The following is a 23,516-nucleotide window of genomic DNA, read 5'->3' on the forward strand; positions in this document are numbered from 1 at the left end:
CGACAACCGGCTCTGGCTCAACGACCGGCTCGGGCTCAACAACTGGCTCTGGCTCAACGACCGGCTCAGGTTCGACAACCGGCTCTGGCTCAACGACCGGCTCGGGCTCAACAACTGGCTCTGGCTCAACGACCGGCTCAGGTTCGACAACCGGCTCGGGTTCGGCGATCGGCTGCTGCTGCGCCACCACCTGCTCGGTGACGCTGACGATCTCTTCGGCCAACGCTTGCGGCGCCGCCGGATGTTCAGCCGCCGCCGGCAGACTTTCCGCGATGGGTTCGCCGGCCTGACCGTTATCCCACTCTCCCGGGGTGTCGACGGAGGCGGCAGGTTCAGATTCCTGGGCGGGGAGCTTGTCATCCAGCTTGGCGGCTGCCGGTTCAGCCGGCGTCTCCGCGGCCTGAGGCTCCGCCTGCTCTACCGGCTGCTCAGGTTGCTGTTGCTCTTCTTCCTTTTCCTTCTGGCCAAAGCCCAGCCAGGAGAAAAACCCACGTTTCTTATCTTTTGCCATGTTATGACTCTACTCCGTACCGAAGGCTCGCTTACCCTACATACCTGAAGGATATATGCTGACAATAATCCGCCGAGTCTATCACTTTCCCTCGCGCAGCAACACGCATCCGGCATGCTTTCCGGTGTGAAATCAGACAACAAAGTTTTACCGTTCCCCCCGACGCCCGTCACCGGTAGAATAGGGGCAACTTTTCGTTAACCTCTGCGGCCCCGCGCCGCAAAAGAAATCAAACAACGCTTATGACAAGACTCTCGCCACGGGCGGCGGCCAAAAAATCGCCCCAGGCCACAGCCGGACAGATCCGCATCATCGGCGGCCAATGGCGCGGTCGCAAGCTTCCGGTGCCGAACAGCCCGGGGCTGCGCCCCACCACCGATCGGGTGCGTGAAACCCTGTTCAACTGGCTGGCGCCGGTGATTCAGGGCGCGCGCTGTCTGGACTGTTTCGCCGGCAGCGGCGCATTAGGGCTGGAAGCGCTGTCGCGCTACGCCGGCAGCGCCACGCTGCTGGAATTCGAACGGCCGGTGGCGCAGCAGCTGGAAAAAAATCTGGCGCTGCTGCAGGGCAAAGGGGTGGTTATCAACACCAACGCGCTGAGCTGGCTGGCGGGCGAGGGCCAACCGTTTGACGTGGTGTTTCTCGATCCGCCGTTTCGCAAAGGCCTGCTGGCGGAAACCGCCTTGCTGCTGGAGCAGCAAGGCTGGCTGGCCGACGAGGCCTGGATCTATGTAGAAGCCGAGGCGGAAAGCGCCGCGGCGGACGTGCCTGCCAGCTGGCAGCTGCACCGGGAGAAAGTCGCCGGCCAGGTGGCCTATCGCCTTTATATTCGTTCGCAAGAGAAAACCGACCATGCTGATTAATCTGGGCCGCCTGCTGATGCTGTGCGTGTGGGGCTTCCTGCTCTCTAACCTGTTCCATCCGTTTCCCAAGCCGCTGAAGTATTTCATCGACGTGGCGCTGTTCTTTATGGTGGTGATGCACGGCCTGCAGCTGGTGCTGCTAAAATCCACCCAGCCGAAGGATCAGCCGATCAGCTACTGGCAAGAAGCCAAGATCTTTATCTTTGGCGTGTTCGAGCTGTTGGCCTGGCAGAAGAAACAGCCGCCCATCAAGAAAAAGTGACCGCTACGGCTGAACGGTGAAAGAGACGAAGCGCGTGCCCTGCATGTTCAACGTGCCCTGCGCGCCTTTTTCTATCGGGTTGTATTGCCACTGTTTCAGCCGCAGCGTGATGTCTTCACCGCCCTGATTCGGGCGGAACACCACCTCGTAATACATCGGCTCATTGACCAGCGGTTCGCGTTGCGGCGCACGGGTCTTGGCAACCGGGAAGCTGAGCTTGTCGCTCACCGTCACCTGCAGACTGCGCATCGGCGCACGATCGTTTTCCGCCTCCTGCTGGCGCTGTTTGAAATAGCGTTGCGTGGCCAGCACGGCAATCAACGCAATCACGGCGACAAAAAACAACGGTGGCTTGCTCATCGGTTTCCCATTTCCTTCACGGCCAAATCGGCGTAAACATAGCATTCTCAAGAAAGCATTGTCGATCGTCGGCAGGCTACCTACACTGAAATGAAGAAGTGACATTGGTGACAGTTTGGAGCCGGTAATTGCGGCTCCCTCATGCATAAGGAAGACATAAATGAGTTGGCCGTTCCTTGCCGTATTCTTTTCCGGTTGGCTGTTCGTCGACGCCTCTTACCGTGGCCCGCGCTGGCAGCGCTGGGTGTTCAAACCCGTCACGCTGCTGCTGCTGTTGCTGTTGGCCTGGCAGGCGCCGGTGCTCGGCGCTGCAGGTTATCTGATCGTACTCGGCCTGTTGGCGACCCTGATCGGCGACGCGCTGCTCCTGCTGCCGCGCGAGCGGGTGCTGTACGCCATCGGCGCCTTTTTCCTGTCCCATCTGCTGTATACCCTGAGCTTCGCCAGCCAGATGACGTTCAGTCTGTTCTGGCCGCTGCCTCTGGCGCTGCTGGCGATCGGCGCGTTGCTGCTGGCTACCCTTTGGACCCGGCTGGAAGAAATGCGCTGGCCGATCGCCACCTACGTGGCGATGACGCTGCTGATGGTCTGGCTGGCGGGCGAGCAATATTTCCTGCGCAGCACCGATTTCGGCTTCTCGCTGCTGACCGGCACCTCGCTGCTGCTGCTGGCCAACGTGGTTTGGCTGCTCAACCGCTACCGTTTCACCTTCCGCGCGGCGGACGCCATCGTGGCTTTCTGTTACTTCTCCGGCCACTTCCTGATCGTGCGTTCGCTCTACCTGTAACTCTCTGCCGCGGGTTCGGCGCGCCGAACCCGTTTCTTCATTAAGCCAGCGCTTTCAACGTCAGGGCATCATCGGCGCCCAACTGATTGCGATACAGATCGCCGTCGCGCGAGAAGAAGGCCAGGGTGCTGCCATCCGCCCGCAGCAGGGCGATGCCGTCCGGCGCCGGGCGCCAGCCCACGACTTCCGCCGCAAACACACTTTGCAGACACCGTTGCCGATCCACCAGCTGATAGCCGTTGGTCTCGCTTTGCTCATTCGCCAGAAACTCGATTTGGCATTGGCGTTCGCTGTCGGCCACCTGCCATTGCCCCGCCAGCGACTGCGCGGTCGGCAACGCCAAACTGCCGGCCATGACCGCACTTGTCATCATCATGCCGCCCGCCGCCAAAGCGGTGCGCGTTAAAGTACCTTTCATACCGGGCTCCCGCATTACGCCCGGCCGAGACTGCGCCGGGCGTTCCGTTGCTGTGTTACACGATAAAGTCAGTGGCAACGTCTACCTGGCCGACGATTTTCACCAGGAAGTCCGGCGCCTGATGGCCACCGATGTTCACCGACAAATCGGTCACGTTGTTGGAAGCGTTGTAGCTGAGCAGCGCTTCGCCGGCCGCGCCGCTGAAGTGATCGACGAAGTGAATGAAATCGCTGCTCTGCGCTTCTTTATTGAAGAACGACAGGTCAATTTTGTCGATCCCCTTCTGGAAGTCGCGGATCCAGTCTGAAGCGCCCGGTGCGGAATCGCTGGCGGCAGAGAACACGAAGATGTCTTTGCCGGCACCGCCCCACAGCTCATCCGCCCCGCCGCCGCCGAACAGCACGTCGTTACCTGCGCCGCCTTTCAGCACGTTGTTGGCCGCGTTGCCGACGATCACGTCGTTGCCGGAACCGCCGATGGCGTTCTCGATGGTCACCCCAGCGGCGATCGAGACGTTGCCCTTCAGGCCACCCACGTCGGAGAACGATTTCTCGTTCAGGTTGATGCGCTGGTTAGCGGTGTAACCGGAGAAATCGAAAGTATCGTTACCGCCCGCATCCCAGGCTGCAAAGATCACTTTCTGCGAGTTGCTGGTCGTGCTGAGGAAATCGCGACCGGTGTTGGAGTTAAAGCCGTACACGGTGTCGCCGGTGCGGGTCGACAGATTGGCACCATAGAGATGCTGAATGGCGGCAATGTCATCCAGCAGCGGAGCAGCGGCATAGTGACCGCCGTTGTCGCCACCGGTGTTGGTTTCACTCCAGTAGCTCATCAGGCTGAACTGGCGGGTATCCTCCGCATAGGTGACGTCGCGGTAGGTCGGGTTGCCTTCACCGGCGTTGTAGTCGCCCGGGTGGCTCAGGCCCAACGCATGGCCAATCTCATGGGTGAACGTCTGACGGCCGTAGTCTTCGGTCGCCGGATGCTTCACGTTGGATTGGTTGACGTTGTACCAGGTCTGGCCGCCCAGATCCTGGCCCTGCCAAATGGTGTTCGGCAGGAAGGCGTAAGCCTGGGTGCCGTAATCATAGTGGCCAGGACGATCCTGGCTGTAGTTGCCGAAGGTGATGTTGGCCTTTTGACCGGCCGCCACTTCAGTGAAGGTGATATTGGCGACGTCGGCCCAGGATTGCAGCGACAGCTTAGCCTGCTGTTGCTGTTCTGCGCTGAACTTGCTCAGCCCGGTGTCGCCGGCGACGTTGGTGGAAGAGAACTTATAGTCCGGGAAGGAGAAGGTTAATTTAACCGGCTGGCCAAATACCTTGTAACCGTTCCAGGTTTGATTCTCGCGGGTAATAAACAGCCCAGCTTGCTCGTTAGAAAATGAATCCTTGCCATTAATCTGAATCCCGTTACCCCGCTCATGATAATGCAGCAGGTCGTCTACAGCATCGTAGCCGGTTGTTGCGGCTGCAAGGCTGGATTCAGTAATTTCAATTGCCTTTTTAGTAGATTGCATTGGTTCGATTCCACTCATTACCTGATTGATATCAATCAGACAGATAGACATAACCTCCCCGTAAGCCACGGTTAATGAACCTTAAGCTTGCTGGAAGGGGCTTATGCGCCGTTACCGGCAGTGTGTTAGGTAGAATTAATGCATATATATCAGCAAATAAGATCGCCATTAAAAATGGTAATCGATTCCAATTATAGGCAGGGCCGCAAAACTGTACATAAAATAATCAACCATTTATTATCACAACGAAAGTTTGTTATGCTGCTTTTTAGGCTTATTTACAAAACAAATGAAACTTGATGAGGATAAGTTGGCACCAAACTTCAATAGCAATGCGGCCTGCAGACTCAAGCGAATCATGCTGGCTTGATACCGGTAAAAAGGTAAATTTTGCTAAAGCGTTACAGATTAATAACTCTTTATTATTAGGTCGCGCGACTCTTTAGTTTCTATAGGAATATTATTTTCTTATTTAAACTAACGGCAGCGAGCCTTTTCACCCAAATAGGGGATAAGAAAAGCCGATAGATTAAAATTCGCATTATTCATTATTGAATGAATACCCCTTTATAGGCTCGAACGCCGTTAGCAATAGTTCTCATCCGGCGCTTGACTCTGGAGTTGACTCCAGGGTGTAGAGTCAACTGAGCAAACCCGTTTAACAGCCCAGAAGGGGGGACGTTATGCACAACCAGCAAAACCATAATCATCAGGAACATCATCACGCCGAAGGCGGATGCGGCTGCAACCACAGCCACAGCAAAACTCAGCATGGCTGCAGCAGCGAGCCGAAAAACGCCGCCGCACAGGCCGAACATGCCCACCACCATCACGATCATGGCGATAGCGGCTGCTGCACCGCCGCGCCCGACGATCCGGACGAGGAAAGCGACAGGCTGGCCGCCGCTCCCCCTTCCGGTAGCCAACGTTTCAGCTGGAAAGTCACCGGCATGGACTGCCCCAGCTGCGCCAAGAAAATCGAAAATGCCGTCACCGCACTCCCCGGCGTCGACAGCGCGCGCGTGTTGTTCGCCACCGAGAAACTGGTGGTCGACGCACAGTCCGACATCAGCCTACGGATCCAGGACGCGGTCGCCCAGGCCGGCTTTACCCTGCTCGGCACTCAGAACGCCAAAGCCGCCGCGCCGAAAACCTCACGCTTCGGCGAATTCGCACCGCTGCTGCTGTTAACCACCCTGATGATCGTCAGCTGGGTGCTGGATCGGGTTAACCCGGAGCTGGGCCGCATCGCCTTTATCGCCACCACGCTGGTCGGATTGGCGCCGGTCGCCGCCAAGGCGCTGCGTCTGATTCGTTCCGGCACGCCGTTCGCCATCGAAACGCTGATGAGCGTGGCGGCCATCGGCGCGCTGTTCATCGGCGCCACCGCCGAGGCGGCGATGGTGCTGCTGCTGTTTATGGTCGGTGAACTGCTGGAATCCTACGCCGCCAACCGCGCACGGCGCGGGGTGACGGCGCTGATGGAGCTGGTGCCGGAAGATGCGCTGCTGCTGCAAGGTGCGGAGCGCAAACGCGTGCCGGTCGCCAGCCTGCGTCCGGGCGACGTGATTGAAATCGCGCCCGGCGGGCGCCTGCCGGCCGACGCCGAGCTGCTCAATCCGTTCGCCAGCTTCGACGAAAGCGCCCTGACCGGCGAATCGGTGCCGGTCGAGCGCCAACAGGGTGAGAAAGTGGCCGCCGGCAGCCTGTCCGTCGATCAGGCGGCGCAGATGAAGGTGATCTCCGAGCCCGGCAAAAACGCCATCGACCGCATTTTGCAGCTGATTGAAGAGGCCGAAGAGCGCCGCGCGCCGATCGAACGCTTCCTCGATCGGTTCAGCCGTTATTACACCCCGGCCATTATGCTGCTGGCCGTCGCGGTGATCTTGGTGCCGCCGCTGCTGTTCTCGCAGCCGTGGGAGACCTGGATCTATCGCGGCCTGACGCTGCTGCTGATCGGCTGCCCATGCGCATTGGTGATCTCGACCCCGGCGGCCATTACATCCGGGCTGGCGGCCGCCACGCGGCGCGGCGCGCTGATTAAAGGCGGTGCGGCGCTGGAGCAACTGGGCCAGATCCAAACTATCGCCTTCGATAAAACCGGCACCCTGACCGAAGGCAAGCCGACGGTGACCGACGTGCTGCCAATCGGCGCGCTCACCGAACAGCAGCTGCTGCAGCTTGCCGCTGCGGTGGAAGCCGGTTCACATCATCCGCTGGCGCAGGCGATCATCAACCGCGCCGCCGAAAGCGGGACGGAGCTGCCGCTGGCGCAGGCACGCCGCGCGCTGGCCGGCGTCGGCGTGGAAGGGATCGTGGACGGCAAGACCGTGCTGATCAGCGCGCCGGGCAAGCTGGCACCGGGCCTGCTCGGCGCCCAATGGCAGAGCCAGGTAGACAAGCTGGAAAACGCCGGCAAAACGGCGGTGGTGGTGCTGGAAGACGGCGCGCCCATCGGCTTGCTGGCGCTGCGCGATACCCTGCGCGGCGACGCCAAACAGGCGATAGCGGAACTGAACGCGCTGGGTATTCGCGGCGTGATGCTGACCGGCGACAACCCGCGCGCCGCCGCGGCGATCGCCGGCGAGCTGGGCCTCGACTATCGCGCCGGTCTGCTGCCGGAAGATAAGGTCAGCGCGGTCACCGAACTGAGCGAACTGCGCCCGACGGCGATGATCGGCGACGGGATCAACGACGCCCCGGCGATGAAGGCCTCCAGCATCGGCATCGCCATGGGCAGTGGCACCGACGTGGCATTGGAAACCGCCGACGCCGCCCTGACCCACAACCGGCTGGTGGGCGTCGCGGAGATGATCCGCATCTCGCGCGCCACCCACGCCAATATACGGCAGAACATCACCATCGCATTGGGGCTGAAGGGGGTATTCCTGATCACCAGCCTGCTGGGGCTGACCGGTTTGTGGCTGGCGGTGCTGGCAGACTCCGGCGCCACCGCGCTGGTCACCGCCAACGCGCTGCGGCTGTTGAAAAAGCGCAGCTAAGTTCGGAAACCAATACGGGCGCGGCATACTGCGCCCGTTGTCATTTCGGGGAAAGAGACTTTTCCTTCATCAACGCGACCTTGTCGCCGTTATACGCCTTTACGCAGCAAATAACGGTATGGCGCCTGCTCGGTCTCCTGCGCCACCAGCGTGTGCTCCATAAAGCGGCAAAACCCCGGAATATCGCGGGTAGTGGCCGGATCGTCGGCAATAATCAGCAGCGTTTCGCCGTTGTCCATATGGCGCACGGTTTTGCGCACCATCATTACCGGTTCCGGGCAACGCAGGCCCAGCGCGTCGAGCGTCTGGTCTGCCTGGGCAAATAAGTCAGTCATGCAATTTTTCTCGTTCAAAAACGAGCGGCGAACGCTCGCCGCATCTCATTAGCGCCTAGTTTACGCCGGTAGTTTTTCTGCGCAAGATGCGTTAACGTTTGCGTTAAATTTAACCATTGCATTGGTTGCGCAAACGCGTATCATGCCGCCGCGCAGCGTTTTTTGCTGTTTTGACAAGACACACTGGGTTCCCTCACCCCACTGCTAAAAAGGCTACAACATGTATTCGTTTACCGCACAGCAGCGCTTCACGGCGTTGGTCTGGCTTTCGCTGTTTCATATCGCCATCATTACCTCCAGCAACTACCTGGTGCAGCTGCCGATCACCGTTTTCGGCTTCCATACCACCTGGGGCGCCTTTACCTTCCCGTTTATCTTCCTCGCAACCGATCTGACCGTGCGCATCTTCGGCGCGCCGCTGGCGCGACGGATTATCCTGGCGGTGATGGTGCCGGCGCTGTTCATCTCTTACGTGATCTCCACCGTCACCTATCAGGGAGAGTGGCAGGGCTTCGCAGCGCTGGGCAGTTTTAACCTGTTCGTGGCGCGCATCGCCGTGGCCAGCTTTATGGCCTACGTGCTCGGCCAGATCCTCGACGTTCACGTCTTCAACCGCCTGCGCCAGCGCAGCGCCTGGTGGGTGGCGCCGGCGGCGGCGATGTTCCTCGGCAACATCAGCGATACGCTGGCGTTCTTCTTCATCGCCTTCTACAAGAGCAGCGATCCCTTTATGGCCAACAACTGGGTGGAGATCGCGTTGGTGGATTACAGCTTCAAGGTGATGATCTGCCTGCTGTTCTTCCTGCCGATGTACGGCGTGTTGCTGAACATGCTGCTCAAACGCATCGCAGCGCGCAGCGGCAGCCTGCAGCCGAGCTGAGTCGTGTTATTCTGGGCGGCCCTATCCTTTGGAGGCCGCTCATGACCCCAATCGTCCGCACCGCCACGCTCGAAGAAATCCACCGCCTTTACCAACGCATCCCCGAATTCGGCGGCCTGCATAGCCTGGCCGATCTGCAGCGGCGCATCGGCGCCACCCCCGCCAGCCTGTTGATCGCCGAAATCGACGGCCAACCGGCCGGTTTCAAGCTCGGTTATCAACGGCAGGAAACGGTGTTTTACAGCTGGCTGGGCGGGGTGCTGCCGGCGTTTCGTCACCACGGCGTGGCGCAGGCTTTGTTGGCCGAACAGGAACGCTGGGCGCGGGCGCAGGGCTATCGCCAGCTGACGGTCAAAACCCGTAACCGGTTCCGTGCCATGCTGACGATGCTGCTCGCCCACCACTATCAGATTGTTCAGCTGGAAAAGAAAGGCGAAGTGGCTGATTATCGGCTATTACTGGAAAAAAACTTGTGACAACATCTGCCTTGCATTTCAACCTGGAATAGGTTGCGATACGGCAGTGAATCCCTACCGGAAAGGAATAAGGAAGCCCGATGCGTAAAGTAGCGAAATTGATGGGTATCAGCCTGCTGGCGCTTGGCCTCGCGGCCTGCGACGGCAACACCAAAGACACCAAGGCAGCGCCAGACGGCGCGGCGGCCAGCGCGCCGGCTGAGCAGCAGGTCAGCCTGCTGGACGGTAAACTGGCGTTCACCCTGCCGGTTGGCATGGCGGATCAGAGCGGCAAGCTGGGCAACCAGGCCAACAACATGCATGTTTACGCAGACAGCACCGGCCAGCGCGCGGTGATCGTCATCCTGGGCGACAAGACCGCCGACAGCCTGGAGACCCTGGCCAATCGCCTGGAGAATACCCAGCGCGCGCGTGACGCCAACCTGCAGGTGATCACCAACAAAGCGCTCGACGTCAACGGCGTGCCGCTGCGTCAGTTGGACAGCATCATCACCAGCGGCGGTGAAAAAGCCTATTCCTCCGTCCTGATCGGTTCGCTGAACAACAACATGCTGACCATTCAGGTAACGCTGCCGGCGGACAATCAGCAGCAGGCGCAGACCGAAGCCGAAGGCATCATCTCCACCCTGAAGCTGAAGCAGTAATCCCACAGAGGGCCGGCTTGCCGGCCCTTGAGTTTTTATGCCAACGCCTGCGCCAGCAGGGTGATCGGATGTTCGCAGCGCTTGCTGGTGGACATTTCTATCTGCCATTTGCAGGTCTCGCAGTCGGTCACCACCAGATCCACCCCGCTCTCTTCTATCTGCCGGAACAGCGGCGCGCCGATGCCTTGCGAAGTGGCGTAGTTCTCCGATTTGAACCCGTAGGTGCCGGCGATGCCGCAGCACTGCGAATCCAGCACCACCAGCTCCAGCCCCGGTATCTGCCGCAGCAGCTCCAGCGTGTAGGCGGTCCAGCCCATCTTCTCCATATGGCACGGCGTGTGATAAGCCACCCGCAGCGGCGTGTGCTTCAGCGGCAGGCTGCGCCCCTGATTGATCAGGCGATAGAGATAGCGCGTCGCCAGCTCCACCCGATCGCGCACCGGGGTGGTGTCCACGTCCAGCAGATGCGGGTATTCGTCGCGCAGGGTGAAGGTACAGCTCGATGAGGTCGCCACCACCGGAATGCCGTGCTCCAGCACCGCTTCATGCAGCGACTCGGCGTTGACCCTGGCCTGCTTTTTGGCCTGCTCGATAAACCCGTTGGCGATCAGCGGCACGCCACAGCATTTCTCGCGTTTCAGCAACTGCACGCCGATATCCAGCGCGTTGAACACCCGGATCAAATCCTTGCCCAGCTGCGGATGGTTATAGTTGACGAAGCAGCCGTGGAAAAACGCCACCTGCTCGGCATAACGCTGCTGAGTTTTCGCCTGTTGCCGGTACCAGCGGCGGAAGGTGCCGAACGAGTATTTCGGCAGTTCGCGACGGTGATCGATCTTCAGCGCCTTGTCCAACAGCTTGCGCATCGGTTTCAGCCCGGTAGCGGCGTTAACGATCGGCGCGAACGGCGTCGACAGCGATCCCATGATGTCGGTGTGGCTGAGGATGGCGTCGCGCAGCGTCGGCTTGCTCTGGGCGAAGTCGGCGCGGGCGCGCTGAATGATGTCGCCGATTTTGACGTCGGACGGGCAGGCCACTTCACAACGCTTGCAGTTGGTGCAGTATTTCAGCGCTTCGTCGTACAGCGCCGGATCTTTCAGCCGCAGCCGCTCGCCGTCCGGCCCCGCCTGTTTTGGCCCCGGATAGAGCGGGTTCACTTTGGCGACCGGGCAGTAGGTGGTGCAGACGGTGCATTTGATGCAGCTTTCAAAGCTGTGGTCCTGATGCAGGCTCATGCGTTTTCCTCCGCGGCGATCTGCTGCGCGACGTGCAGCGCACCGATCAATGACACGCCGGCGCCGCAGCCCTGCTGCAGCGGATCGTAGCCGCCGGCGACCGCGCCGATGGCATACAGATTGTCGAACGGCATTCCCTGTTTCATCGCCCGCAGTCTGCCGTCGGTACGCACGCCAAACTGCAGATAAGGTTGCGGCGCGAACAGCTCGCGCTGGCTCCAGTCGGCGCGATCGGCGCGGCTGTGTACGTCCAGCCCGAAGATCGGCTCGCGCACCCCGTCAAAATCCGCCACCAGCCCGTTGCTGAAGAAGCTGCCGCTGGCCAGCACCACCTGCTGCGCCCGCAGCGGGATATCGCCGTGGTTGCGGGTATACAGGCCGGTGACGCGGCCGGCTTCACACTCGGCGCGCAGCACGCTGTCGCCAGGCATGAAAACGCCGCCCAGCTGTTGGAAACGCCGCCGCAGCGCCTGATGCAAGCGCATGCCGGGCACCGAAGGCGGCAGCGTCGGCAGCAGCCGGATCGGTTTGCCGACCGCATCCTGCAGCACCGCCAGCGACGCGTCGTCCTCCAATCCCAAACAGGCCGGCAGGAAGAGCGCGTCGGCCTCGCCCGCCAACCGCCGCAGCTCCTCGGCCATCGGCGGCAGGCTTTCCATCAAATCCAGTACCCGGGCAATGTTCACCGCGCGGAACTCACTGGGGTTATTGCGCAATCTGTCCAGCGCCGGCATGTGCAGATACGCCACCTCCGTCTCTACGCCGAGCTCGCGGCTCAGGGAGTCGGCGGCCATCTGCGGCTGGAAGTCGAGAAACCCTTCGATGCCGATCACCGCGATGCGCCGCCACGGCAGTTGGCCGGTCAGCGGCAGCGTCGGGATCGCCTGCGGGCTGAGCCAGGTGGCGCGGCGCGTGCCGAGCGGCGTAATGCGCAGATGGTTATTGGCGCCCTCGCCCTGCAGGTTCAGCCCGCAGCGCGCCAGCAGCCGCTGCGCGGCGGCGGACAGCGCCGCCACCCGGCCGGGCCCGATCAGGGCATACGGATGCTGCGGCGCCTGCTGCGCCAACTGCGGCAACGCCGCCAGCGGCATCTCGACCGGCGTGCCGTCCGGCAATCTCGCCAGCAGATCGAGCGAGCCGGAGGAGAAGTAGAGCGCGCTCTGGCCAGAACTGACCACCGCGCAGCGCTTGCCCTGTTCGGCTACGGCAATAGCGCAGCTCAGACCCGCCAGGCCGCCGCCAATCATCACTACGTCAAATCGCATCATCCGCCTCCTGCTCCTTGTCGGCCTGGGCCTCAAGCCCGCATAACCCCTGGTAAACCCAGCTGGTAAATTCGCTCTCGCGCAGCGCATCGCCCCAGGCGATCGGCCGTACGCCTTTCCACCGTTCGTTGAGGAACTGCGACAGCTGCGCGATGGACTGCTGCGGCGTGCTGACGTTAAAGCGCGTCAGCAGCCCGGCGGCGCGGCAGGCGCAGAGTTCCCCCTGGCAGGTGCCCATGCCGACGCGGGTGCGGCGGCGCAGATCCACCAGGTTATTGACGGTCAGCGAGTTGACCGCATAGCGCACTTCCCCGGCGGTCACCGCCTCGCATTCGCACACCAGGCTGGTGTCGAGCCGATCGGCCGCCGGCACCTGGCTGGCGCGATCGCCGTGGCGATAAATTGCTGAGCCGCGAATACTGGCGGGCAGTGAAACCACGCTGCGCACCGTTTCCTCCGCCGACTGGCGGGAGCCGGGCAACGCGTCCTGCGCGGTGGTGCACGGGCGGTTTACGCCAAGCTTCTCGCACACCTTGTCGGTGGCCCACTCCGCCATCAGGCGGTAAGTCATCAGCTTGCCGCCGGTGATGGTGATAAACCCTTCCAGCCCGTCGCGGCTGGCGTGATCGAGCAGCACGATGCCGCGGCTGACGTTGCGCCCGCTGGGATCGTCGTCGCTGGCCACCAGCGGCCGTACCCCGGCGTAGGCACGCAGAATGCGGGTCTGCGCCAGGGTGGGCGCCAGCAGCGCCCCCTCGCGGATCAGAATGTCCACTTCCTGCGGGGTCACCAGCATGTTGTCAATTTGGTCGTAGTCGATATGGGTCGAGGTAGTACCGATCAACGAGATGGTGTCGCCCGGCACCAGGATGTCGGCGTCTGCCGGTTTGCGGCAGCGGTTGATCACCATGTTGTTGATGCGGTGGCCGAGGATCAGCAGCGCCCCCTTGGCCGGGAACATGCGGATGCGCAAATCGGCGTATTCGGCGATCTGCTGGCCCCAGATGCCGGCGGCGTTGACCACCACCGACGCGTGCAGCTCATAGCGCCGCTGATTCTGATGGTCGTAAACGCGCACGCCCGTTACCCGATCGCCGCTGCGCAACAATCCCACCACCTGGTGGTAGGTCAGGATCTGCGCGCCATGCTCGCGCGCGTCCAACATGTTGGCGGCGGTCAGTCGGAAAGGATCGACGGTGCCGTCCGGCACGCGCACCGCGCCGATCAACGCCGAGTTGGCCGCCGGCTCCAGCCGCAGCGCCAGCTGCGGGTCGATCGCTTCGGCGTCGATGTCGGCCTGGCGACAGGCGGCGATAAACTGTTGCTGATAGTCCAGTGAGTCCTGCGGCAGGGTGATGAACAGCCCATCGGTGCGTTCGATACAGTGATGAGCGATACGTTTCAGGATGCGGTTTTCTTCGATGCACTCGCGCGCCGACTCGCCATCGGTCACCGCATAGCGCGCGCCACTGTGCAATAAACCGTGGTTGCGGCCGGTGGCGCCGGTGGCGATGTCGTGGCGCTCCAGCAAGATGCAGCGCAAGCCGCGCCGCGCACAGTCGCGGGCAATGCCTGCGCCGGTGGCGCCGCCGCCGATGATGATTACATCCGTTTCGCCGCCGTCAAAATAGCTGCTCATGTCGCTCCCTCAGGATCGGTAGTTATGAGCCTATTGAGCCACGGTTATTAGGGTCTTTGTTTGATAAGGAACAATAACGAACATAAAACGAAATAAAAATGACCACAAAAAACCATCAATGTGATCATAATCACGATTTTTGGACGTTTTTCTATTTCATAACGTTAACGAATCGCTCAAAATCCGCCGTGGTTTCATGAAAGTGTAACAATTGCGCCATTCGTCACAGCGACACCAGGCGTATTTGTCGACAATGGCGCTCGTTATGGAACACAAAAACACCACATTCGATATCCGCTCAATCATCAAATGAACGTAAAAGGTCATATTGATGTGATAACAGATAAAGCCATCGGAGGCGCTCATGTTGAGTATTTTTAAGCCGGCCGCACACACCGCCCGTGTGCCGAGCGATAAGGTAGACCCGCTCTACCGTAAGCTGCGCTGGCAAATTTTCCTGGGGATCTTCTTCGGTTACGCCGCTTACTATCTGGTGCGTAAGAACTTCACCCTGGCCATGCCTTACCTGATCGAACAAGGCTTCAGCCGCGGCGACCTCGGCTTCGCGCTGTCGGGCATCTCCATCGCCTACGGCTTCTCCAAATTCATCATGGGTTCGGTCTCCGACCGTTCCAACCCGCGGGTGTTCCTGCCCGCCGGCCTGATCCTGGCGGCGGCGGTGATGTTGTTCATGGGCTTCGTGCCATGGGCCACCTCCAGCATCGCCATCATGTTCGTCCTGCTGTTCCTGTGCGGCTGGTTCCAGGGCATGGGTTGGCCGCCGTGCGGCCGCACCATGGTGCACTGGTGGTCGCAGAAAGAACGCGGCGGCATCGTTTCCATCTGGAACTGCGCCCACAACGTGGGTGGCGGCCTGCCGCCGCTGCTGTTCCTGCTGGGTATGGCCTGGTTCAACGACTGGCACGCGGCGCTGTACATGCCGGCCTTCGGCGCCATCCTGGTGGCCCTGATCGCCTTCGCCCTGATGCGCGACACCCCGCAATCCTGTGGCCTGCCGCCGATTGAAGAGTACAAAAACGACTATCCGGACGACTACAGCGAAAAAGACGAAGAAGAGCTGACCGCCAAGCAGATCTTCATGCAGTACATTCTGCCGAACAAGCTGCTGTGGTACATCGCGGTCGCCAACGTGTTCGTCTATCTGCTGCGTTACGGCATTCTGGACTGGTCGCCGACCTACCTGAAAGAAGTGAAACACTTCGCGCTGGACAAGTCGTCCTGGGCCTACTTCCTGTATGAATACGCCGGTATCCCGGGCACCCTGCTGTGCGGCTGGATGTCGGACAAAGTGTTCAAAGGCAACCGCGGCGCCACCGGCGTGTTCTTCATGACGCTGGTGACCATCGCCACCGTGGTGTTCTGGATGAACCCGGCCGGTAACCCGACCGTGGACATGATCTGTATGCTGGTCATCGGCTTCCTGATCTACGGCCCGGTGATGCTGATCGGCCTGCACGCGCTGGAGCTGGCGCCGAAGAAAGCCGCCGGCACCGCCGCGGGCTTCACCGGCCTGTTCGGTTACCTGGGCGGCTCGGTTGCAGCCAGCGCCATCGTCGGTTACACCGTGGACTTCTTCGGTTGGGACGGCGGCTTCATGGTGATGATCGGCGGCGGCGTGCTGGCGGTTATCCTGCTGCTGCTGACCATGCTGAACGAAAAGAAACACCACGCGGAAATCGCCGCCAAGCGCGGTTAAGCGTCACACGACTTTTGCATGATTTAAAGGCCGCCCTGCGGCCTTTTTACTACCCTGCCCCCAACAACACGGAGAAAAACGGAATGCGGACTCAAGTCAAAGCCCTGCTGACAGGGATCATTCTCGCCACCTCGATGGTCAGCGCCGCACAGGCAGCGGACAAAGTGGTGATCGCCCACCGCGGCGCCAGCGGCTACCTGCCGGAACACACCCTGCCGGCGAAAGCGATGGCCTACGCCCAGGGCGCCGATTACCTCGAACAAGATCTGGTGATGACCAAGGACAACGAGCTGGTGGTGTTGCACGATCATTACCTCGATCGCGTCACCGACGTCGCCGAACGCTTCCCGGACCGCGCGCGCAAAGACGGCCGCTACTACGCCATCGACTTTACGCTGGCGGAGATCAAATCGCTGAAGTTCACCGAAGGCTTTGAAATCGAAAACGGCAAGAAGGTACAGGGTTATCCTGGCCGCTTCCCGATGGGCAAATCCGACTTCCGCGTACACACCTTCCAGGAAGAGATCGAGTTCGTGCAGGGTCTGAACCATTCGACCGGCAAAAACATCGGCATCTACCCGGAAATCAAGGCGCCGTGGTTCCACAAACAGGAAGGCAAAGACATCTCCAGCAAAGTGCTGGCGGTGCTCAAGCAGTACGGCTATACCGGCAAGAACGATAACGTCTACCTGCAGTGCTTCGACGCCAACGAGCTCAAACGCATCAAGAACGATCTGGAGCCGAAGCTGGGCATGGATCTGAAGCTGGTGCAGCTGATCGCCTATAACGACTGGCAGGAAACCTACGAGCAGAAAGCCGACGGCAAGTGGGTAGAATACGACTACGACTGGATGTTCAAGCCGGGCGCGATGAAGAAAATCGCTCAGTATGCCGACGGCATCGGGCCGGACTACCACATGCTGGTGGTCGCGGATCAATCCAAGCCGGGCCACATCGTGCTGACTGACATGGTGAAAGAAGCGCATGCCAGCAAGCTGGCGGTGCATCCGTTCACCATCCGCGCCGATGCGCTGCCGAAGTACGTGACCGACGTGAACCAGCTGTATGACGTGATCTACAACCAGGCCGGCGTCGACGGCGTGTTCACCGACTTCCCTGACAAGGGCGTGCAGTTCTTGCAGAAGCAGGGCCAGCACAAGTAATAACAAGGGCGCCGCAAGGCGCCCTTGGATTGCTGACAAAGGAGGAAAAAACGTGGTTTTTCCTCCTTTGTGGATATCAGTCGAAAATCAATAAATTGATTTTCCTTGTTTTTTTAGATATTGCCTTCTGCAAGCTCGGCAACGTCATCCGGTTTATCATTGACTTTAAGGGCGCCGCAAGGCGCCCTTGTTATTTCAGAGGAACATCTTGCGCAGGTAGTGCGGCACCGCGTTATCGACGTTGGAGCCGATCACTTCCAGCTCCGGCAGCATATCCTTCAGGCGCTGATGCGCATCGCGCATGATGCAGCCCTTGCCGGCCATCGACAGCATCTCCAGATCGTTCATGCCATCGCCGAAAGCGATGCACTCTTGCAGCGTATAGCCGATGATCTTGGCCACTTCTTCCAGCGCATGTCCTTTCGACACGCCGCCCGCCATCACTTCCAGGCAGGTCGGGAACGAGAAGCTGACATTGACCCGGTCGCCCCAGCGCGCGTTGATGGCGTCTTCCACCTGCAGCAGCCGCTCGTGATCTTCACAGGTGAAGTAAACCTTGCAGACGCCGTCGGTTTCCAGCAGGCCCGGTTCGAACAGCTGATATTTGAACACCGACTCCTGGAAGAATTCTTCCTGCTCCGGGCTTTCGCGGTTGGTAAACCAATCGTCGTTACGGTAGACGTTGGTGGTGATCTCCGGATCGTCGTGCAGCATGCCGTACAGATCGCGGGCGATATCTCCGTCCAGGTTATGGCTGAAAATCAGCTCGCCGGCGGTGTTGTGCACCCGCGCGCCGTTGGAAGTGATCATAAAGGCGCTGATCTCCAGGCTGTCGCGGATCTGCGCCACGTCGATATGGTGGCGGCCGGTGGCGAACACGAAATGCACACCGCGCTGGGTCAGCAACTTCAGCGTTTCTTTAGCGTACGGCGACAGGGTATGGTCGGGAGACAGCAGCGTGCCATCTAAATCGGAAGCGACGACGTGATACATAGCGTTATGTTCTAACCTCTGATGGAGTTGTCGGCGGCAGCGCGCCGCCTAAGTGTTGAGCAAAGAAGCGCAGGATTGCGTTCAGTGCTTCGGCGCGCATCGCGTCCCGCTCGAACAGGATCTCATGGCGTGCGCCGTTGATAACCCACGGGAGCTCCCCTTCGCAAGGGCGCCCCGCGTCTGACAGAGCCTGACAAAAAGCCTGGTGCGAACGGTTGTCGACCACCCGTTCCTCACCGGCCTGCAAAAGCAACAGCGGCGTTGTTATCTCCCCGGCCTGAGCGATAATCTGCCGGCCGGCGCGGATGCTCTCCCGCACCCAATGGTAGGTCGGCCCGCCCACCTGCAGCTCGGGGTAATCGGCGTAATAGCGCAGGCTGCGCCGGTAGCGCTCGCGGCTGTGGGTCAACACGTTGACCACATAGGGCAGCGGCCGCCACTGGCCGGTGCCCACCGCGTAATAGTCGCGGATCGCCGGGCGGGTCTCCGCCCAGTCGAGAATGCGGTCGGCCAGCCAGCCCGGCATCGGCAACTGGATGCCGAACATCGGCGCGCAAAACGCCGCCGCGTCGAACGCCTGCGGCCGGCGCTGCAGAAACTGCGCCAGGATCGCGCCACCCATCGAATGCGCCAGCGCGAAGCGCTGCCGATAACCGCGCGATTCGACCTCGCGCTGCCAAAGCTGCTCGAAATCGTCCACGTAGTCGGCGAAGTTTACCACATGACCGCGGTGCGTATCCGCCAGTAAACGGCCGGAGCGCCCCTGGCCACGATGATCGACGATCACCACGTCGTAACCGCAGTGGAACAGATCGTAGGCCACCTCGGGGTATTTCACGTAGCTTTCGATGCGGCCGGGGCTGACCACCACCACCCGCTGATGCCGCGCGGAACTAAAACGCACAAAGCGGATCGGCACGCCGTCCACGCCGCTGAACTCACCCTCTTCCCGCAGCCGCCAAAAGTCCAGCAGCGGCCCGGTGGCGAAGGCAGCGAACTGCGTTTCACGCGTTAACCAGTCATCGGAGCTGAGAGTGAACGAGGTCATCGAGAGCGTTTTCCCTGTGGGGCCGGCGGAAAATGTGACCGCTGGCACAAGAAATCATACTAGCGTATTGTGATTCAATTCTTACAAAAAACGGCGCCGCCTCGGCGCATTGTGGCACAAAACGACACTTTCAGGGAGCCGAGAACCATGACCTTGGACTGGTGGTTAACCTACCTGCTGACCACGCTTATCCTCAGCCTGTCCCCCGGCTCAGGCGCCATCAACACCATGAGCACCGGCATCAGCCACGGCTATCGCGGCGCCGCCGCGTCGATCGCCGGGCTGCAGGTCGGGCTGAGCGCGCACATCGTGCTGGTGGGCATCGGCCTCGGCGCGCTGATATCGCAATCGCTGCTGGCGTTCGAGCTGCTGAAATGGCTGGGCGCCGCCTACCTGGTGTGGCTCGGCATCCAGCAATGGCGCGCCGCCGGGGCGCTGGATCTGCATGCGCTGGCGGGCAGCATGCCGCGCCGCCGTCTGTTCCGCCGCGCGGTGCTGGTCAACCTGACCAACCCGAAAAGCATCGTGTTTCTCGCCGCGCTGTTCCCACAGTTTATCTTGCCCAATCAGCCGCAGGCCGAGCAGTATCTGGTGCTCGGCGTCACCACCGTGGTGGTGGATATTCTGGTGATGATCGGTTACGCCACCCTGGCAACGCGCATCGCCGGCTGGCTGAGAACGCCGCGCCAAATGCAGCTGCTCAACCGGGTATTCGGTTCGCTGTTCATTTTGGTGGCGGGGCTGCTGGCGACCGCCCGCAAAGCCTGACAAAAAAGGCCGGGCATCGCTGCTCGGCCTTTGGCGTTTCACTGCGGTTAGCGGGTAAAGATCAGGTGTAACCCGAAGCCGGTAAACAGCACCCCCGCCACCCCGTCGATCCACTTGGCCAACCGTTGGTAGCCGCGGCGCATCGCCGGCAGCGCGAACACCACCGCCACCAGGCTGAACCAGACGAAGGTCTCGGCGACGATCAGCAGGAACAATCCCCAGCGCGCCCCGGCGCCGACGCTGTCGCCGACGAACAGCGAGAACACGCTGCCGAAATAGATCACCGCTTTCGGGTTGGACAGATTGGTCAGGAAACCGCGAATAAAGCTGCGCCCGGCCTTCGGCAACGCCACCTGGGCCTCCGCCGCCGGCTGCGCTTGCTGCGCCCGCGCGGAGCGCAGCAGTTGCCACCCCATCCAGCACAGGTAAATGCCGCCGCCGACCATGATGATCTGATGCAGCCAGGCCATCTTCTGCAGGATCAGATGCAGACCCATCAACGCCACGCCGGCCCACACCACGATGCCGAGAGAAATGCCGACCACGCCCATCATCGCCTCGCGGCGCGAGCGGCTGGCGGCGGTTTGCGACACGAAAAAGAAGTCCGGCCCCGGGCTCATCAGCGCAATCAGATGCACCAGCGCCACGGTAAGAAACAGCATCAGCATGATTTATCGCCCTCAGTCTTCATCATTGTCGAGATGGTCACGGATCATCGCCATAAAGGGCGCGCCGAAACGCTCCAGTTTGCGCTGGCCGACGCCGTTGACGCTCAGCAGATCGCCGGCCTTGATCGGCATCTGTTCAGCCATTTCCAGCAGCGTGGCGTCGTTGAACACCACGTAGGGTGGAATGTTTTCTTCGTCGGCGATCGATTTGCGCAGTTTGCGCAGCTTGGCGAACAGCTTGCGATCGTAATTGCCGCCGTAGGATTTCTGGTTGGCGCTGCCGCGTGACTTCAAGCTCTGGATGCGCGGCACCGCCAGTTGCAGCGCCACCTCGCCGCGCAACACCGGGCGCGCCGCCTCGGTCAATTGCAGCGCCGAGTGCATGGCGATGTTCTGAGTGATAAAGCCCAGGTGGATCAGCTGGCGCAGCACGCTGGTCCAGTGTTCGGTGGTTTGATCGCGGCCGATGCCGTACACCGGCAGCTTGTCGTGGCCGTATTCGCGAATGCGCTGGTTGTTAGAGCCGCGCAGCACTTCCACGATGTACCCCAGACCGAAGCGCTGGCCGACGCGGTACACGCAGGACAGCGCCTTGCGCGCATCCTCCAGCCCATCGTAACGTTTGGGCGGGTCGAGGCAGATGTCGCAGTTGCCGCAGTTCTCGTGCTTGCCTTCGCCGAAGTAGTTGAGCAGCACCAGGCGGCGGCAGGTTTGCGCCTCGGCGAACGCGCCCATGGCGTTCAGCTTGTGGCGCTCGATGTCTAACTGCTGCCCGGCGGGTTTTTCCTCCAGACAGCGGCGCAGCCAGGCCATGTCGGCCGGATCGTACAGCAGGATGGCTTCGGCCGGTAAGCCGTCGCGCCCGGCGCGGCCGGTCTCCTGATAATAGGATTCGATATTGCGCGGGATGTCGAAATGCACCACGAAGCGCACGTTGGGTTTATTGATGCCCATGCCGAAGGCGACGGTGGCCACCACCACCTGCAGATCGTCGCGCTGGAACGCTTCCTGCACCTGCGCGCGGCGATCGTTGTCCAGCCCGGCGTGGTAGGCGCCAACGCTCAGCCCGCGGCTTTGCAGGCGCGCGGCGGTGTCTTCCACCTTGGCGCGGCTGTTGCAATAGATAATGCCGCTCTTGCCGCGCTGATCCTGCACGAAGCGCCACAGCTGATCGAGCGGCTTGAACTTTTCCACCAGCGTGTAGCGGATGTTCGGCCGGTCGAAGCTGCTGACCTGCACCAGCGGATCCTGCAGCGATAGCAGGCGCACGATATCGCCGCGGGTGGACTCGTCGGCGGTGGCGGTCAACGCGATCACCGGCATCGCCGGGAAGCGCTGCTTCAGCTGGCCCAGCGCGCGATATTCCGGCCGGAAGTCATGGCCCCACTGCGAGATGCAGTGCGCCTCATCCACCGCCAGCATCGCCGGCGGGCAGTGATCGAGCAGGTTGAGGAAGCTTTCCATCATCAGCCGTTCCGGCGCGATGTACAGCATCTTGATGGTGCCGTTGCGACAGCCGGCCATAACGTCCAGCTGCTCCTCGCGGGTTTGCGTCGAGTTATAGCAGGCGGCGGAAACGCCGTAGGCCAACAGTTGGTCGACCTGATCCTTCATCAGCGAGATCAGCGGGGAAACCACCAGGGTCAGGCCGTCCATCACCAGCGCCGGGATTTGGTAGCACAACGACTTGCCGCCGCCGGTCGGCATTACCACCAGGCAATCCTGCCCGCCGATCGCGGCGTTGATAATCGTTTGTTGGCCCGGACGGAATTGCTGGTAGCCGAAGGTATCGCGCAATACCTGTTCGGCCAGCAACTCTCTGTTAATCACTGCTGCGGTTGACACACACTTCCCCATTTTTTCATCGGTACACACCCAACGGGTATGATTACATAATATCGTTCAGCATGACACCAACGCCCACCCGTGTCTGCCGGAAGTTATAGTCGATCAGCGATTCGCCGTAGCCGCTGAACACCTGGGTATAGAAGCGCACGTTGCGGGTAATCGGATAGCTCCAGCCCAGCTCCGCGCCGCCGTAGCCGCTGTTCCAGTTATAGTGGCTGTCGACGCTGAACACGCTGTCGCCCCAGGCGTAACCGACCTTCAGCCGGTAGTATCCCATGTATTTGGTGATGTCCGGGTTGTCGTCGTTGCTCGAGCTCTCCGAGAAGCGGAACCAGGGCTTGAGATCCACCTGCCAGTTGCCGTTTTGCGCCATCAGCCGCGCATAGCCGCGATTCCAGCTGCGCGACGTCGGATCCGAGCGGCCGTTAGACTGGTGGTTAACGCCGATTTCAACATCGCGCAGCGTCCAACCGGCAAAGCGGTAATCGGTCGCCCACCCCACGAACAGCTGCGGCTCGTAGTTGGTTTCGCGGAACGGTGAAGACTCGCCGCGGTTGGACAATTGCCACCAGGAGCGCTGAGTATAAGACGCGCCGAGCACCGAGTTGTCGCCGGCAATGCCCCGCCACAGCGGAAACGCCAGGCTAAGCTGGTATTTCACCTCGTCCTTGCGCGCCTTGTCGGCCCAGTTGTACGTCTTGATAGCTTCTTTGTTGATATCGCTGGTGTCGGTATACAGCAGGTAATTGGGATCGTAAGGATACAGCGTGAACGGATTATCGTGCTCCTGCAGCAGGTTGGCGATAATGCTGCCGCGCACCGCCGGCTTATCGTGAATCTGCTGCTCTTTGGCTTCCTCAGCCAATGCCAGCGCCGGCATCAGCAGCGTGGCGGAAACGATCCCTGACAAAATGCGCATAACCTCTCCTCACTCCAACGAAAAAGGGCAATCCCGGAAAAAATCAGGCCATTTTACACACAAAGAAGGCGTTACCGCAGCGCAGGCCGGTTTTATTGGAATAGTCTGGAAAGCAACAAAGGTTAAGCATAAAATCAACACTCCATTAACCTGGACTGACCAGTTAGCTCCCTTAAAATGCAAAAGAAAAACGGAA

General features: G+C 60.7%; 22 protein-coding genes and 1 pseudogene. 10 read left to right on the forward strand and 13 right to left on the reverse strand.

Translation table 11 applies throughout. The annotated features are described in order from the left end of the window. Nucleotides 1-511 (reverse strand): annotated as a pseudogene (locus ACUTSC_RS17620) (signal recognition particle-docking protein FtsY); the annotation flags it as partial. A gap of 242 nt (nucleotides 512-753) precedes the next feature. On the opposite strand from ACUTSC_RS17620, the gene rsmD reads away from it, so the two are divergent. Both rsmD and ACUTSC_RS17630 read left to right on the forward strand, forming a co-directional pair. Then, the gene (gene rsmD / locus ACUTSC_RS17625) at nucleotides 754-1,374 is read left to right on the forward strand and encodes a 16S rRNA (guanine(966)-N(2))-methyltransferase (RefSeq protein ID WP_197768258.1); all 621 of its coding nucleotides are present in this window, start codon (nucleotides 754-756) and stop codon (nucleotides 1,372-1,374) included. After that, nucleotides 1,364-1,636 (forward strand): DUF1145 family protein, encoded by a 273-nt coding sequence (locus tag ACUTSC_RS17630; RefSeq protein WP_004934327.1) that lies wholly within the window; start codon nucleotides 1,364-1,366, stop codon nucleotides 1,634-1,636. The genes rsmD and ACUTSC_RS17630 overlap by 11 nt, the downstream gene beginning before the upstream one ends. A gap of 3 nt (nucleotides 1,637-1,639) precedes the next feature. On the opposite strand, the gene ACUTSC_RS17635 is transcribed toward ACUTSC_RS17630, so the two are convergent. Beyond that, nucleotides 1,640-1,996: a DUF2500 domain-containing protein gene (locus ACUTSC_RS17635; RefSeq protein WP_445653482.1), complete on the reverse strand. Its 357-nt coding sequence runs from the start codon at nucleotides 1,994-1,996 to the stop codon at nucleotides 1,640-1,642. A gap of 160 nt (nucleotides 1,997-2,156) precedes the next feature. On the opposite strand from ACUTSC_RS17635, the gene ACUTSC_RS17640 reads away from it, so the two are divergent. After that, a complete protein-coding gene (locus ACUTSC_RS17640; protein WP_063989062.1) occupies nucleotides 2,157-2,783 on the forward strand; it encodes a lysoplasmalogenase in 627 nt (208 codons plus the stop codon). 40 nt (nucleotides 2,784-2,823) lie between these two features. Here ACUTSC_RS17640 and ACUTSC_RS17645 read toward each other — a convergent pair whose 3' ends face one another. Both ACUTSC_RS17645 and ACUTSC_RS17650 read right to left on the reverse strand, forming a co-directional pair. Continuing rightward, nucleotides 2,824-3,201: an AprI/Inh family metalloprotease inhibitor gene (locus ACUTSC_RS17645; protein WP_063989063.1), complete on the reverse strand. Its 378-nt coding sequence runs from the start codon at nucleotides 3,199-3,201 to the stop codon at nucleotides 2,824-2,826. Between the two features lie 55 nt (nucleotides 3,202-3,256). Then, the gene (locus tag ACUTSC_RS17650) at nucleotides 3,257-4,720 is read right to left on the reverse strand and encodes a serralysin family metalloprotease (protein ID WP_063989064.1); all 1,464 of its coding nucleotides are present in this window, start codon (nucleotides 4,718-4,720) and stop codon (nucleotides 3,257-3,259) included. Nucleotides 4,721-5,403: 683 nt separating this feature from the next. On the opposite strand from ACUTSC_RS17650, the gene ACUTSC_RS17655 reads away from it, so the two are divergent. Then, entirely contained in the window at nucleotides 5,404-7,722 is a 2,319-nt protein-coding gene (locus ACUTSC_RS17655; RefSeq protein WP_197768260.1) for a zinc/cadmium/mercury/lead-transporting ATPase, read from the forward strand. Nucleotides 7,723-7,811: 89 nt separating this feature from the next. Here the strand turns inward: ACUTSC_RS17655 and tusA are convergent, their stop codons facing one another. Next, a complete protein-coding gene (gene tusA, locus ACUTSC_RS17660) occupies nucleotides 7,812-8,057 on the reverse strand; it encodes a sulfurtransferase TusA (RefSeq protein WP_025304890.1) in 246 nt (81 codons plus the stop codon). A gap of 220 nt (nucleotides 8,058-8,277) precedes the next feature. Between tusA and ACUTSC_RS17665 the strand changes: the two genes are divergently transcribed. From ACUTSC_RS17665 to ACUTSC_RS17675, 3 genes are all read left to right on the forward strand, one after another. Then, complete coding sequence (locus ACUTSC_RS17665; protein WP_197768261.1) at nucleotides 8,278-8,937, forward strand: 7-cyano-7-deazaguanine/7-aminomethyl-7-deazaguanine transporter; 660 nt, start codon at nucleotides 8,278-8,280, stop codon at nucleotides 8,935-8,937. Nucleotides 8,938-8,978: 41 nt separating this feature from the next. Continuing rightward, the gene (locus tag ACUTSC_RS17670; RefSeq protein WP_197768262.1) at nucleotides 8,979-9,413 is read left to right on the forward strand and encodes a GNAT family N-acetyltransferase; all 435 of its coding nucleotides are present in this window, start codon (nucleotides 8,979-8,981) and stop codon (nucleotides 9,411-9,413) included. A gap of 80 nt (nucleotides 9,414-9,493) precedes the next feature. Continuing rightward, on the forward strand, nucleotides 9,494-10,057 hold the full coding sequence (locus tag ACUTSC_RS17675; RefSeq protein ID WP_445653483.1) for a DcrB family lipoprotein: 564 nt from the start codon (nucleotides 9,494-9,496) through the stop codon (nucleotides 10,055-10,057). Between the two features lie 35 nt (nucleotides 10,058-10,092). Here ACUTSC_RS17675 and glpC read toward each other — a convergent pair whose 3' ends face one another. From glpC to glpA, 3 genes are read right to left on the reverse strand one after another with little or no spacing between them, the layout of a single operon-like run. Then, on the reverse strand, nucleotides 10,093-11,292 hold the full coding sequence (gene glpC / locus ACUTSC_RS17680) for an anaerobic glycerol-3-phosphate dehydrogenase subunit GlpC (protein ID WP_197768264.1): 1,200 nt from the start codon (nucleotides 11,290-11,292) through the stop codon (nucleotides 10,093-10,095). Continuing rightward, complete coding sequence (gene glpB, locus ACUTSC_RS17685) at nucleotides 11,289-12,557, reverse strand: glycerol-3-phosphate dehydrogenase subunit GlpB (RefSeq protein WP_197768379.1); 1,269 nt, start codon at nucleotides 12,555-12,557, stop codon at nucleotides 11,289-11,291. Before glpB ends, glpC begins: the two co-directional genes overlap by 4 nt. After that, complete coding sequence (gene glpA / locus ACUTSC_RS17690; RefSeq protein ID WP_197768265.1) at nucleotides 12,547-14,196, reverse strand: anaerobic glycerol-3-phosphate dehydrogenase subunit A; 1,650 nt, start codon at nucleotides 14,194-14,196, stop codon at nucleotides 12,547-12,549. Before glpA ends, glpB begins: the two co-directional genes overlap by 11 nt. A 364-nt stretch (nucleotides 14,197-14,560) precedes the next feature. Between glpA and glpT the strand changes: the two genes are divergently transcribed. Together glpT and glpQ are read left to right on the forward strand one after the other, a co-directional pair. Beyond that, a complete protein-coding gene (glpT, locus tag ACUTSC_RS17695) occupies nucleotides 14,561-15,913 on the forward strand; it encodes a glycerol-3-phosphate transporter (protein ID WP_047729425.1) in 1,353 nt (450 codons plus the stop codon). Nucleotides 15,914-15,996: 83 nt separating this feature from the next. Beyond that, nucleotides 15,997-17,076, forward strand: coding sequence for a glycerophosphodiester phosphodiesterase (gene glpQ / locus ACUTSC_RS17700; protein WP_197768266.1), 1,080 nt, complete (start codon nucleotides 15,997-15,999; stop codon nucleotides 17,074-17,076). A 195-nt stretch (nucleotides 17,077-17,271) separates the two neighbouring features. Here the strand turns inward: glpQ and yigL are convergent, their stop codons facing one another. Together yigL and pldB are read right to left on the reverse strand one after the other, a co-directional pair. Next, complete coding sequence (yigL, locus tag ACUTSC_RS17705; protein ID WP_151264850.1) at nucleotides 17,272-18,069, reverse strand: sugar/pyridoxal phosphate phosphatase YigL; 798 nt, start codon at nucleotides 18,067-18,069, stop codon at nucleotides 17,272-17,274. Between the two features lie 4 nt (nucleotides 18,070-18,073). Next, on the reverse strand, nucleotides 18,074-19,117 hold the full coding sequence (gene pldB / locus ACUTSC_RS17710; RefSeq protein ID WP_197768267.1) for a lysophospholipase L2: 1,044 nt from the start codon (nucleotides 19,115-19,117) through the stop codon (nucleotides 18,074-18,076). Between the two features lie 147 nt (nucleotides 19,118-19,264). Between pldB and rhtB the strand changes: the two genes are divergently transcribed. Beyond that, nucleotides 19,265-19,885, forward strand: a complete 621-nt coding sequence (gene rhtB / locus ACUTSC_RS17715; RefSeq protein ID WP_025304879.1) for a homoserine/homoserine lactone efflux protein — start codon at nucleotides 19,265-19,267, stop codon at nucleotides 19,883-19,885. A 47-nt stretch (nucleotides 19,886-19,932) separates the two neighbouring features. Here the strand turns inward: rhtB and rhtC are convergent, their stop codons facing one another. Genes rhtC through pldA form a run of 3 tightly spaced genes read right to left on the reverse strand, consistent with a single transcriptional unit; the run spans nucleotide 19,933 to nucleotide 23,320 of the window. Next, nucleotides 19,933-20,553: a threonine export protein RhtC gene (gene rhtC / locus ACUTSC_RS17720; RefSeq protein WP_016929486.1), complete on the reverse strand. Its 621-nt coding sequence runs from the start codon at nucleotides 20,551-20,553 to the stop codon at nucleotides 19,933-19,935. A gap of 12 nt (nucleotides 20,554-20,565) precedes the next feature. After that, nucleotides 20,566-22,398 (reverse strand): ATP-dependent DNA helicase RecQ, encoded by a 1,833-nt coding sequence (recQ, locus tag ACUTSC_RS17725; protein WP_164040155.1) that lies wholly within the window; start codon nucleotides 22,396-22,398, stop codon nucleotides 20,566-20,568. A 43-nt stretch (nucleotides 22,399-22,441) separates the two neighbouring features. Next, a complete protein-coding gene (gene pldA, locus ACUTSC_RS17730) occupies nucleotides 22,442-23,320 on the reverse strand; it encodes a phospholipase A (RefSeq protein ID WP_004934270.1) in 879 nt (292 codons plus the stop codon). Nucleotides 23,321-23,516 lie beyond the last annotated feature (196 nt).

This window comes from Serratia sp. TSA_105.2 (assembly GCF_052692115.1).

Bases quoted from the DNA above. Each gene is read 5' to 3' on its own strand.
- ACUTSC_RS17665 (WP_197768261.1), top strand. From the start codon at position 8,278: ATGTATTCGTTTACCGCACAGCAGCGCTTCACGGCGTTGGTCTGGCTT.
- glpB (WP_197768379.1), bottom strand. From the start codon at position 12,557: ATGCGATTTGACGTAGTGATGATTGGCGGCGGCCTGGCGGGTCTGAGC.
- ACUTSC_RS17670 (WP_197768262.1), top strand. From the start codon at position 8,979: ATGACCCCAATCGTCCGCACCGCCACGCTCGAAGAAATCCACCGCCTT.
- tusA (WP_025304890.1), bottom strand. From the start codon at position 8,057: ATGACTGACTTATTTGCCCAGGCAGACCAGACGCTCGACGCGCTGGGC.
- glpT (WP_047729425.1), top strand. From the start codon at position 14,561: ATGTTGAGTATTTTTAAGCCGGCCGCACACACCGCCCGTGTGCCGAGC.
- ACUTSC_RS17645 (WP_063989063.1), bottom strand. From the start codon at position 3,201: ATGAAAGGTACTTTAACGCGCACCGCTTTGGCGGCGGGCGGCATGATG.
- rhtB (WP_025304879.1), top strand. From the start codon at position 19,265: ATGACCTTGGACTGGTGGTTAACCTACCTGCTGACCACGCTTATCCTC.
- rhtC (WP_016929486.1), bottom strand. From the start codon at position 20,553: ATGCTGATGCTGTTTCTTACCGTGGCGCTGGTGCATCTGATTGCGCTG.
- yigL (WP_151264850.1), bottom strand. From the start codon at position 18,069: ATGTATCACGTCGTCGCTTCCGATTTAGATGGCACGCTGCTGTCTCCC.
- glpA (WP_197768265.1), bottom strand. From the start codon at position 14,196: ATGAGCAGCTATTTTGACGGCGGCGAAACGGATGTAATCATCATCGGC.
- ACUTSC_RS17630 (WP_004934327.1), top strand. From the start codon at position 1,364: ATGCTGATTAATCTGGGCCGCCTGCTGATGCTGTGCGTGTGGGGCTTC.
- pldA (WP_004934270.1), bottom strand. From the start codon at position 23,320: ATGCGCATTTTGTCAGGGATCGTTTCCGCCACGCTGCTGATGCCGGCG.
- glpQ (WP_197768266.1), top strand. From the start codon at position 15,997: ATGCGGACTCAAGTCAAAGCCCTGCTGACAGGGATCATTCTCGCCACC.
- ACUTSC_RS17650 (WP_063989064.1), bottom strand. From the start codon at position 4,720: ATGCAATCTACTAAAAAGGCAATTGAAATTACTGAATCCAGCCTTGCA.
- ACUTSC_RS17675 (WP_445653483.1), top strand. From the start codon at position 9,494: ATGCGTAAAGTAGCGAAATTGATGGGTATCAGCCTGCTGGCGCTTGGC.
- ACUTSC_RS17655 (WP_197768260.1), top strand. From the start codon at position 5,404: ATGCACAACCAGCAAAACCATAATCATCAGGAACATCATCACGCCGAA.
- glpC (WP_197768264.1), bottom strand. From the start codon at position 11,292: ATGAGCCTGCATCAGGACCACAGCTTTGAAAGCTGCATCAAATGCACC.
- rsmD (WP_197768258.1), top strand. From the start codon at position 754: ATGACAAGACTCTCGCCACGGGCGGCGGCCAAAAAATCGCCCCAGGCC.
- pldB (WP_197768267.1), bottom strand. From the start codon at position 19,117: ATGACCTCGTTCACTCTCAGCTCCGATGACTGGTTAACGCGTGAAACG.
- ACUTSC_RS17640 (WP_063989062.1), top strand. From the start codon at position 2,157: ATGAGTTGGCCGTTCCTTGCCGTATTCTTTTCCGGTTGGCTGTTCGTC.
- ACUTSC_RS17635 (WP_445653482.1), bottom strand. From the start codon at position 1,996: ATGAGCAAGCCACCGTTGTTTTTTGTCGCCGTGATTGCGTTGATTGCC.